This is a genomic window from Mycobacterium sp. (assembly GCF_049281135.1).
Lineage (GTDB): Bacteria > Actinomycetota > Actinomycetes > Mycobacteriales > Mycobacteriaceae > Mycobacterium.
In genome coordinates this window covers 18595-29615 of sequence record NZ_JBAPRN010000520.1, presented here as the reverse complement: position 1 = coordinate 29615, position 11021 = coordinate 18595, and the positions used below count along the sequence as shown (strand labels likewise).

General features: G+C 64.4%; 7 protein-coding genes. 4 read left to right on the top strand and 3 right to left on the bottom strand.

The window, feature by feature from the left end; translation table 11 throughout:
- On the top strand, nt 1–1157 hold a 1157-nt coding region (locus WAN02_RS20695), incomplete at its 5' end, for a fatty acid desaturase family protein (protein ID WP_422266094.1).
- A gap of 147 nt (nt 1158–1304) precedes the next feature.
- Nucleotides 1305–3917, top strand: a complete 2613-nt coding sequence (locus WAN02_RS20690) for a LuxR C-terminal-related transcriptional regulator (protein WP_422266093.1) — start codon at nt 1305–1307, stop codon at nt 3915–3917.
- 44 nt (nt 3918–3961) lie between these two features.
- Here the strand turns inward: WAN02_RS20690 and WAN02_RS20685 are convergent, their stop codons facing one another.
- Nucleotides 3962–4753, bottom strand: a complete 792-nt coding sequence (locus WAN02_RS20685; protein WP_422266092.1) for a hypothetical protein — start codon at nt 4751–4753, stop codon at nt 3962–3964.
- Nucleotides 4754–4977: 224 nt separating this feature from the next.
- On the opposite strand from WAN02_RS20685, the gene WAN02_RS20680 reads away from it, so the two are divergent.
- Both WAN02_RS20680 and WAN02_RS20675 read left to right on the top strand, forming a co-directional pair.
- Nucleotides 4978–5742, top strand: coding sequence for an ABC transporter ATP-binding protein (locus tag WAN02_RS20680; RefSeq protein WP_422266091.1), 765 nt, complete (start codon nt 4978–4980; stop codon nt 5740–5742).
- Complete coding sequence (locus WAN02_RS20675; RefSeq protein WP_422266090.1) at nt 5742–8303, top strand: FtsX-like permease family protein; 2562 nt, start codon at nt 5742–5744, stop codon at nt 8301–8303. Before WAN02_RS20680 ends, WAN02_RS20675 begins: the two co-directional genes overlap by 1 nt.
- Nucleotides 8304–8306: 3 nt before the next feature.
- Here the strand turns inward: WAN02_RS20675 and WAN02_RS20670 are convergent, their stop codons facing one another.
- Both WAN02_RS20670 and WAN02_RS20665 read right to left on the bottom strand, forming a co-directional pair.
- Nucleotides 8307–9626: an acyltransferase gene (locus WAN02_RS20670; RefSeq protein ID WP_422266089.1), complete on the bottom strand. Its 1320-nt coding sequence runs from the start codon at nt 9624–9626 to the stop codon at nt 8307–8309.
- 7 nt (nt 9627–9633) lie between these two features.
- Nucleotides 9634–10959, bottom strand: a complete 1326-nt coding sequence (locus WAN02_RS20665) for a cytochrome P450 (protein ID WP_422266095.1) — start codon at nt 10957–10959, stop codon at nt 9634–9636.
- Between the last annotated feature and the right edge of the window lie 62 nt (nt 10960–11021).

The window sequence follows — 11021 nt, the reverse complement described above, 5'->3', positions numbered from 1 at the left end:
GAACCGACATCGAAGAGTCCAGGGGTGAACGGGACGCCCGCTACGTGCGCAGGAGCATCCAGTTGCAGCGCGCGTTGGCGGTAGGCGGCCGAGTCGCCTTGATGGCGAGCAGGAACAAGGTCGCCTGGGTCGCCGGTACCGCGATGCTGGCCGCCGCGAAGATCATCGAGAACATGGAACTCGGGCATAACATCACCCACGGCCAGTGGGATTGGATGAATGATCCCGAGATTCACTCGACCGAATGGGAGTGGGACACCACCGCTCCGAGCGTGCAGTGGAAGAAGTCGCACAACTTCGTGCATCACAAATACACCAATATCGTCGGGATGGACGACGACGTGGGCTACGGGCTGCTCCGCGTCACCCGCGACCAACGCTGGGACAAGTGGAATATCGGCAACCCGGTCTACAACCTGCTGCTCGGAACACTTTTCGAGTGGGGAGTTGCGTTGCACGGGGTCGAATTGTCGAAGGTCCGCAGGGGCGAGAAATCCAAGGACGAGGTCCTCAGGGACTTGCGCGTGATCGGCAGGAAGGTCGGCAAGCAGGTCGGCAAAGACTACGTGGTCTTTCCGGCTCTGGCGGGCCGGAACTGGAAGCACACCCTGGGCGCCAACGTGACGGCCAACCTGATCCGGAACTACTGGTCGTACATGGTCATCTTCTGTGGACACTTCCCCGACGGCGCCGAGAAATTCACTGCCGAGGAATTCGAGGCGGAGACGCATCCTGAGTGGTACCTGCGGCAGATGCTCGGGTCGGCGAACTTCAAGGCCGGGCCCATGATGGCTTTCATGAGCGGAAACCTGTGCTACCAGATTGAGCACCACCTGTTTCCCGACCTGCCCAGCAATCGGTACGCCGAAATGTCCGAGCGCAGCACAGCGCTCTGCGACAAGTACGCCCTTCCTTACACGACCGGATCCCTTGGGCACCAATATATGCAGACATTCTGGACCATCCTGAAGCTCTCGCTCCCCAACAAGTTGCTCCAAGCCAGCGCCGACGATTCACCAGAAACCCACTCGGAGCTGAAGTTCCGCATTCGTGGTGGTGTTCGGGATAGCTTTGGTATCGATCCCGACACGGGCAGGCGTCGCGGACTGCGGACAGCGTTACGCGAGCTGCGGGACGGGGACGTCGCGAAAGCGTAAGCACCCAGGACATGGCCGAGTCGCGCAGCGCCGCATCCCTGATCTGACGGAACTCTTGAGCACGGGCCGAGGCGCAGCGACGCAGTCTTTTATATGAAGTCGCCAGTAGGCTCCGCGTCGCTGTGCCTGCCCTCCTAGGCTTTGGGAATGCAGATGCGGTGGCCGTTAGTTGGCCGCTCGGAGGAGATGCGGGCGATCCAGGCCGCCATCTCGGCTTCGGATGTATCAGGGATTGTTGTTTACGGTGCGGCGGGTGTGGGGAAGAGCCGTATCGCCCGTGAGGCTTTGTCGGCTGCGGAGTCCCACGGGTGCGAAGGCCGGTTGGCGGTCGGCACATCCTCGGCGCGCGCAATTCCATTGGGTGTTTTGTCGGCATGGGCGCCGTCGGGTGTCACCGATACCGTTCAGTTGCTGCGCGGGGTGATCGACCTGCTGACGGCCGCATCCCCGGACGCCGAGGTGGTGGTGGGTGTCGATGACGTGCATCTGCTCGACGATTTGTCGTTGTTCGTTGTGTACCAGATCGTGCAGCGCGGCGCGGCAAAAGTGGTTCTGACCGTTCGCGACGGCGAACCGATTCCCGCCGCGGTACAGGAGATATGGAAGGGCGGCCGGTTCGACCGACTGGACCTGCAACCCATGTCCGTTGACGAAACCAACACGCTGCTGTCGGCGACCCTCGGCGGATCGGTGGACCCGGAAGCGGCTCAGCGGCTATGGAACTTAACCCGCGGCAACGTTTTGTACCTTCGCACCATCGTTGACCAGGAGGTCGCTGACGGCCGGCTCGTGAAACAGCGCGGGTTCTGGCGGTGGACGGGTGACCCGATGATGCCTCCCAGCTTGGTCGAGCTGATCGAATCCCGCATCGGAGCGCTGCCGACGTCGGTTAGTGATGTGGTCGACGCGCTAGCCGTTGGGGAGCCGATTGAACTGGCGGCCCTGAGGCGGATCACTGATCCGGCCGCGGTCGAGGAGGCCGAGACCCGGGGCCTGATCACGCTCGAGCCCGCGGTTAGCGGTGTGGAGGTGCGGGTGGCGCACCCGCTCTACGGCGAGGTGCGCCGCAGGCGCGCGGCGGCCACCAAACTGCGCCGACTACGCGGACTGGTTGCTGCCGAACTCGCCGCCGCCGATGACCACGACGACATACAAGTCGTGGTGCGCCGCGCCACGTTGAGTCTCGACTCCGACCTCACACCCGACGCCGGCTTGCTCGTCAGTGCAGCACAGGGCGCCGTCTGGCTGGCGGATCTGCCGCTCGCCGCTCGACTCGCGGAAGCGGCAGGCCGCGCCGGTGGCGGGCCGGAACCGAATTTTGTTCGAGCGCATGCACTTTCGTGGCTGGGGCGTGGCGAGGAGGCCGACACGGTGCTCGCCGCGGCCGACAGCGGCGCGTTGGCCGACGAAGGCCACGCCAGATTGGCTTTCCTACGGGCCAGCAACATGCTCTGGGCGCTCGGCGACCCGGCGCGCGCGAAGGAAATCATCGACGAGGCGTCACGCACCACGCCACCGCACGCGCGCAGCTATATCGATGCGTTCCTGACGGTGTACTGGTTTGCGATGGACCGGCCGGAGGAGGCGCGGCAAGCGTCGGAAAGCCTTGCACTGGACGACCTACCGGCAGTCGTTGGCGCGGAGATAGCGTGGGTGCTCGCCACCATAGCCGCGGACGCTGGTCGCACCGCCGAAGCAGTGACCGTCGCAGATACGGGATACACCAACGCGACTCGCTCATTCGATGCCCCACACATGAGGTTCAACATCGCTGATGCGCACATCAGCGCGCTGCTGTTGTCTGGGCGGATCGGTGACGCTGTTGAGGTGGCCGAACGGGTGCGCCGGCAGGCTGCCGATCTTCCGGGCGCCGCTCAGTTGCTCGGCTCCGCCGTGGCTGGTCGGGCTGCGCTTGGGGCCGGCCGCCTGGATACCGCATGTGCAATGTTGGAACAGGGGGCGGAGGGATTGTCCGCCTCGCACGCCATCGGCTGGGGGTACCGCTATCACATCCCGCGCACGACCGCGCTGGCGATGCGTGGTTCAACTGACGAGGCGGCCGCCATGCTCGCCGTGCTGGACAAGCAGCTGCGCCCGTTCCGCTCACTCGACTATGAATGCAGCTTGGCCCGGGCGTGGGTCGTCGCGAGCCAGGGCGCCGTCAGCGAGGCGATCACCGTCGTGCTGGCGGCGGCTGAAAGGGCTGCGGCCGCTGGGCAATTCGCGGCCGAAGTGGTCTGCCTGCAGACCGCCACCCAGTTCGGTGATCGCAACAGCGCACTTAGGTTGCGTGAGCTCGAGTCGATTGTCGAAGGGCCACGTGTGGGCCTGGCTGCCCGGTTCGCCATCGCCCTGCGTGACGGCGACGCTGCTGAATTATCCTCGTTGTCAGATGAATTCGAACGAATGGGTGACCTTGTCGCGGCCTTAGATGCGACCTCCTACGCCGCTGTCGCCTATCGCAGCCAAGACCTGCGGGGCTCGGCGTTGAGGTGCTCGGCGCGCGGCGTTGCACTGGCCGAACAATGCGGCGGCGCTAGCACTCCGGCGCACCGTCAGGCCGCGAGCCCCTTACCGCTGACCGACCGCGAAGCAGAGATCGTGATGATGGTCGGTGCGGGATTATCCAACCGCGCAATCGCCGAGCGACTGACCGTTTCCGTACGCACCGTCGAGAGCCATATCTACCGAGCGATGGCCAGGACGGGAACCACCAGCCGCGACGAACTTGCCGCGCTGATACCCCGTCCGGGGGCGTGAACATAGTGACATCGCTCTGACGCCTGTGCTGGGCGCCTCAGGATTCAGGGAATCAGGCTCGTAAAAATCTCACCCAGATCCGGGATAGTGCTGGTGCTCAGCATTGTGCCGATGTCGGCTAGTCCGCCGGGATCGAGCACTGTGCCGAGGTCGGCTATCGGGTTGAGGTCGAGGACCGATGTCACGACGCTGGGGTCCAGCGCCGTGCTCAGATCCTGGACCACGGTGGTGGGATCGAGCGCCCCTGCCGCGTCGCTGAACAGCGGGGTAACGTCCGCCAGAGCGGTGCTGACTCCGGCTGGCACGGCAGGATCGATTACCCCCGAGAGCGCCGCGTCGTAGACACCTTGCAAGCCGGTTCCCAATGGCTCGGCAGCGGCGGCACCGGTACCGAGGCCAAGGAGCGGTGCGATCTCACTCCAGGCATATGCCAAAAGCAGACTTACTGGAAATACGACAAACAGCCCAAAGGACTCAAGAGCGGGACCGATAACGGGAAGTTGTTCAAGAGCACCCGTTAGCAGCAACGAGGCGCTTTCGCCCGAGGGATCAATCAGGGCATTCCAGAACATTTCCCAGAACGCGGGATCGAGAAGTTCCAGGTCGGCGGCGCCCGGCAGCGCGTCGGTGACTGAGGCCAAAGCCGACCCGCCGGCTCCGGTCAATGCGCTGAACCCCGCATCGACGGGGTTGACGAGATCGATGCTGTCCTCGACAGCGGCAAGGCCAACCGCATGCTGCTCGATGTGGGGTGCGCTCACCGGGGTGACATAGATCAGGCCGGCACCGAGAATGGCAACTCCGACAGTGGCATAGGGACGCAGTGCTAGCTGCATGATCATCTCCTTTCGGGGACGGCCAACGATCCCTCGCCGATGGCCATCTCCGAGAGGAATCCTCGCTCGCGCGGTGCGCGACGAGCGCGGTAGTGCGCCACTGCAGTCCTGACCGGTGTCGGCACGGACTACTGAAGCGGGAATGCAGTGGCCCACTACTGCGCCACCCCATCGCATCGCCAGTGACGATCAATCGGTCACAACGCCAAGGGAAGAGGCGCGAAGTGTCCGAATTAGCTGAGTCTGAGCGTCTCCTCCGAGGGGTCGGGCAGCCCGACGATTCAACGACGCCGGTCCTGCAACTCAGGGGCGTCGGCAAGACGTACCGCAGGGGCGACGAGCAGGTGCATGTGCTTGTTGACTTCGATTTCACTTTGGACGCCGGCGAATTCGTGGTCGTGACCGGACCATCGGGAGCCGGCAAATCGACCCTCCTGCATGTTGCGGGCGGGCTGGACGCACCGGACAACGGCACGGTAGCCGTCGCCGGCCAGGACATCTGGGCGCAGAGCACCGGCAGGCGCGCCGCGTTCCGCCGGCGCAACCTCGGATTCGTCTTCCAGTTCTTCAACTTGGTGCCGATGCTGACCGCGATAGAGAACGTGTCGTTGCCGCTGGTGCTGGACGGTGTGCCGACCCGGTCAGCCGACGCCCGCGCCGAGGAGCTATTGCAACGGGTCGGGCTCGGCGACCGCGCGCGGCACCGGCCGGCCGAACTGTCGGGCGGACAAATGCAAAGGGTGGCGGTGGCGCGCGCGCTGGTGGGCCGGCCATCCATCATCCTCGCTGACGAGCCGACTGGAAACCTCGATAGCCATTCTTCGACCGAGGTTCTGGATCTCCTGCGCTCGCTGTCAGACGAAGAAGGCGCGGCGGTCGTCCTGGTGACACACGACCAGGCGGCGGCACGCTACGGCACCCGCGAGCTGCATCTGGTCGACGGGCGCGCGTACGGCGCCGATGCCGCCGCGCCCGTCGCGGAGCGATGATGGAATCGTTGCGCGCCGGATGGATGTCATTTCGGCGCATCCACCTCGCTGCGTTGATCGCCGACTGGCGACGGACACTGCTCAGCGCCATCGGCGTCGCGCTTGGAGTGACGGTGGTCCTCGGAGTCCTGATACTCAAATCCGAGCTCGCGAGTCCGTTCGACTCATTCGGCCCGTCGCTCACCCATGCCGCCGGCAGAGGGGTGGTCGAGGTGACCCCGAACGTCAGCGGTCGGTTGCCGATCGGGACAGTCAACCGACTGCGGGCCGAGGTGGCCGGCGCGGAGGCGGTCATCCCGGTCGTTGCCGGCTTGACGCCGGTGGACATTTCAGGTGGCGGCACCCAGGGGTTCTTTCTGCTCGGCGGGTCCTGCCAGATTGAGCTGCTGGTCGGCTCGTTCAACTGCGAGCAGCGCGCCCGCGACGTCAAACCCGCAGACGGTCCCGGTGTGCCGCTGGAGGTGCCCACGGCGATTGCCCAGCGGCATGGCTTACAGCTCGGGGAGGAGCTGCGCATCCCCGGCCTGCCGCCAGGATCGGCGCATTTGGGTTGGACGTTCCCGGAGTTCGACCGCGTCGAGGGCATCAACGGCGGCTACGTGTTGCTGGCCCCCTCCATCGACATCGCCGCGAGCATGCTCGGCTCACCCGGCTACGCGACGGCCGCGTTCGTGCTGCCGAGACGGGGGGCTGACATCACGGCCGATATCGACCGCGTCACCGCCGGCATTGCCACGGCGGGGCCGCCCCGGCCCCATCAACCGGCCATGTTCGAGAACGCAACACAGAGTTTCAACCTGACTGTTCTGGCCGGCGTCCTGATCGGCTTCCTCGTCGCCGTGAACACCATCCTGTTGGCCATCGAGGACCGGCGAGCGGTGATGGGGACCGTCGGCGCGATCGGCGCAAGGCCTGTCGGGTTGTTCGGCGGGATGCTCGGCGAGGGCGCCGTGGTGGGTGTTCTCGGCGGACTGTTGGGGGTGCCGACCGGATTCCTGCTCGGGATGTATCTGGTGGACCGGTTCGGGCACTCCATGCTGGAGGGCTCGGGCGGCACGATCGCAGCGCACTTCACCCCGAGCTTGATTGTGATCGGAGCGGCCGCGGGGATCGTCTGCGGAATTCTCGCGATGACCGGGCCGGCCGTCAGGTTGGTCCGCGAGGGACCGTTAGCGTCGATGGCGAGCGTCGGTGGGATACAGCGTGCCAGGACGATCCCGATGTGGCCGCTGTTCGCCGGAGTGGGCGCGCTGGTCGCCTCCGTCGTCATACTGAAGATCTTCGAGCGCGGGTCACTGCCGCTGAACGTGGGTATCTACGGCATGACCGTGGGGTTGTGTGGGGTTGTGTTGGTGACGGCATGGCTGGCCCCGCGCGGCGCGGCGCTGGCGATCAGGCTGCTGACGATCGCGCGTCCGGCCGTTGGGCGTTTGCTGGGAGCAGACGTGCGGCGCTACTCCGTGCTGTTCGCACTCTCAGCCGCGCTACTTGCCCAGGGCGCCAGCTCGGCCATCAGCTCACACGGCATGCAACTGCTCAGCACCACCCAGATCGCGGACGAGCAGGCCGACCATCTGCCGGGCTCCTTGTTGATCGCCGCGCAGTCGGTGCTCGATCAACGGGATAGCCAGATCGCCGATGCCACGTTCGAGCTGGTGACCCGCGCCGCCGACGGGCGCAGCGTGACGTCGCGCTGGCGATCGACGATCGGGTCGGGAACGCTGTCGCGGTTGGTCGTCGGTGTCACACCGGGAGATTGGTACAGCACGGCGCTGTATCAGCCGACCGATTCACGTGATGAGTTCTGGCCGGGCCTGCGGGACGGCGAGATCGGCCTGAGCGAGATTGCGGCCAGCCGGCTCGGCGTCGCGGAGGGCGGCACGGTCGAACTGCCGACCGTTGCAGGGCCGAGGCAGTACCGGGTCGCTGGAATCTTTCATCCACGGATGGTGAACGACGCGGCAGTGGGCGACATGGTGCTGGTTTCGGACAGGTTGGCGCGTGCGGATTGGGCCGCCGTGCGCGACCAGATCGCGGTGGCCTACCCGTCCGCCGCCGCCGCGACCGCTCACCGCAGCGATTTCGTGAACCTCGGCGCCGGATTGCGCGTGTACGACAACCGGCAGTGGCGTTCGGAGGCCACCAACGGGATCACCCGATTCCTGAAGCCGTTCACGATCTCGGGATACGTCGTGATGGCAGCCGCCGGCATGAGCCTGCTGAACGTGTTCGTCCTCGGCCTTGTGCAGCGCAAGCGTGAGCGGGCCGCATTGCGGGCGATCGGGATGACCTCCGGGCAGGAACAGGCGGTGATCATCGCTAACGCGGGCCTGCTCGGCTTGCTGGTCGGGGGCGTTGCGGTGCTTGGGGGAGTGGGTCTCACGTATCTCTGGTCGCTGGGCTCACCGGTGTACTACGGCATCAAGATCGAATGGGGCTTACCGCCTGTGCCGCTCGGAACCGGTGTGGCAGCGGTGTTCGTACTCGTCCTGGCCGCCGCCCTGTACCCGCTGCTGCATGCGAGGCGGCTAGAGGCCGTCGAGGTGCTGCGAACCAGTTGACAGTTAGCGGCGGACCTCATGGTGCAGTCTTGGAATGTCGTCGTCCGCGTGCCGGAAGCGGTGTAGGTGTTCCCGAATCGCGGGGCTCGACATGGCCTCGAAGTCGTTGGGCGGCAATGTCATCTGAAAGACCAGCCCGCGGCCATCGGCCCCTTCGACCAGGACGCCGACTCCGGCGAAGGGAATGTTCATCAACGGCGCGCAGTAGACCGTGAAGGCGCCTTCGAACTGGATCCGATAAACGCCGAATCCGGTCCAGTTCGTGATAAGCGGGTTCCACTGGACCGGATTGAAGCTCGTCGCCACACAGCGAGCGCCCCGCCATGTACCGGCAGCGTCCAGAAACTTCTGGTTGATGCGCATGTCGCAGTGTTCGGCGGCGAAGCTATCCACCTTATGGCGGATGCGTTCGGCAATCGCGCGTGCCGGTTCGCCGCGTCGAACGTCGACGTTTAACGCCGTGACGATATTGCCGACCAGCATCGGATCCAGGCCACACTGACTCCGCACATTCACGGCGATCGCGAGGGTGCGACGATCCACGGCGGGATCCGCGTTCATGAGTGCCTCGGAAACATGCGCGCACACAACGTCGTTCGCAGACAATCGCATCCGGCTTCCGTAATATTCGCGCATGCGGGCGATTTCGCCTTCGCCGTAATAGAGATTCAGAGTCCGCTGCTTTCGCGCATCCTTTGCGATGTAGAGCGCGCTTCGTGCAATCTCTGCGAGCCCGAGGCAACGCACCCCGGCCTCGACAGCCCCATCGGCAGGGAGATGTGCGTCGAGGTAGGCGGCGCGGTCCTCGACGATCAACGGGTCAGCCATTGGCTTGTCGGCCGCAGCGGCAGCCCACGCGTTCATGAAATGCATAGCCGTCTGCATGTCACCGATCGCGTGGTGCCACGAGAAACCGATGGCGGTCGCGTTGTCCGCAAGATGCGTGACACGTACCTTGCACAGTGGGCCTAATCCCCACCGCGCCGCGGCGCCGTTCACCGGATCGATGAGCCAGCCTCCGCGGTCCTCCGACACCGATTGGATAGCCTCACGGAGTGTGCGGTCGGCCGACACAGATGTGAAGGGCGCGCCCTGCCCCTTGCATCGGATTCGCATCCAGCCGCCGACCAGTGCCATTCGCCCCGCGAACATCGGAAAGCTGTTGAGCGCGTGCGCGAATGCGCCGGCGAGCGCCTTCCTGTCGAGACGTCGCTCAAAGAAGAAGACCAGGTGCACCGCCACGTTCGAGAGAGCAACGTCACTGACGTTGCAGCGGATTTCGAACCGCTGTGGACGCAATGGAGTGATCAGCTGGGTCGACATAGCGGGACTACTTTCGGCGGCTGACGACTACCCGGCCGCCAAGCTTCGGGGCATAGGCGACTCCCCGGAAATGCGACTTCTCGTCGGCGGCAGCATCGGTGTGGATCCGGAAACTCTGCAGCACCGTCCGCAGCACGACATCCATTTCGGCGATCGCGAAATCAGACCCGATGCATCGGCGTGCTCCGCTTCCGAACGCCAGCCATGCTGGTACCGGCTGATCGGTGTCCAGAAAGCGGGTCGGATCGAAACGTTCGGGGTGAGGAAAGACTTCCGGATTCTCGTGCAGATCGGCAAGACTCACAAACACGTTGCGACTGTGAGGAATTCGCCACGCGCCCAGATCGAAGTACGGCGCACTGACCCATCTGCCCGGATAATCGATGATGGTGCGAGCCCGCAGCAATTCCAAGATCGTCGCACGACGGAAGTCGCTGCCTCCAGCGTCGACCTCTCTGACCAGTTCGGCCAGCACGTCGGGGTGTCGTCGCAACCGTTCAAACGCCCAAGTAAGTGCGGATGCTGTGGTTTCGTGGCCGGCACCGATAAGGGTCACGAGTTCGTCGCAGATGTCCGCCCGCGACATTCCGGTTCCATCGGCATGCCTGCTGCGCAGCAAGATTGCCAGGATGTCCGTTCGCTCGCCGAGTCCCGGATCGGCCTTGGCCCTGTCGATCAGCATCAATACGATGCGGTCAAAGTCCTCCCGGATCTTGTCCAGCTTGTTCCACGGGCTGCAGCGACGGGTCCGGAACTTCGGCGCGGGCATCAACTTCGCCAGTATCGATCCGCGTTTTGTGAAACGGTTGACGATCTCACGCAGCTCCTCTAGCTCGGCGCCGTCAGCGCCGAAGATGGTCCGCAAGATCACGTTCAAGGTGATCCTGTGCATCGGTTCGAGAATCCGGAATTCTTTATTCTCAAGCCAATTCGCACTCTCACGCAGTGTCTCGTCGGCAATAATCACCTCGTGATTCTTGAGACTCCGACCATGGAGAGCCGGTGCGAGGAGTCGACGCCGATCGTGGTGCCGACCGCCTTCAAGGGCAAATATCGACCCCGGGCCAAAAAAGTTGCTCAGGTTCAGTTGATAATTGGTCAGCCGTTCGGAGTCCGCGGTACACACCGACCTCACCAGAGCAGGGTCGGAAATCGCCACGCATTGGCCAAAGAATGGGACGTTGAACTCGAAGATGCGTCCGTGCCGCTTGATCCAATATCGCATCGCTCCGCGGCGAAACAGGGTTAATCCGACGCCCTGAACGAGCTTGGGTAAGCGAACCCGCGGCGGGTTCAATCTGGTCGGCGTCGATGTTTCGTACGCGTTGGCCATGGCTGGACAGGTCATGCAGTCCCCTAAATTGCGATGTTCCTTGGAATCTCGTGCCCGGTGAG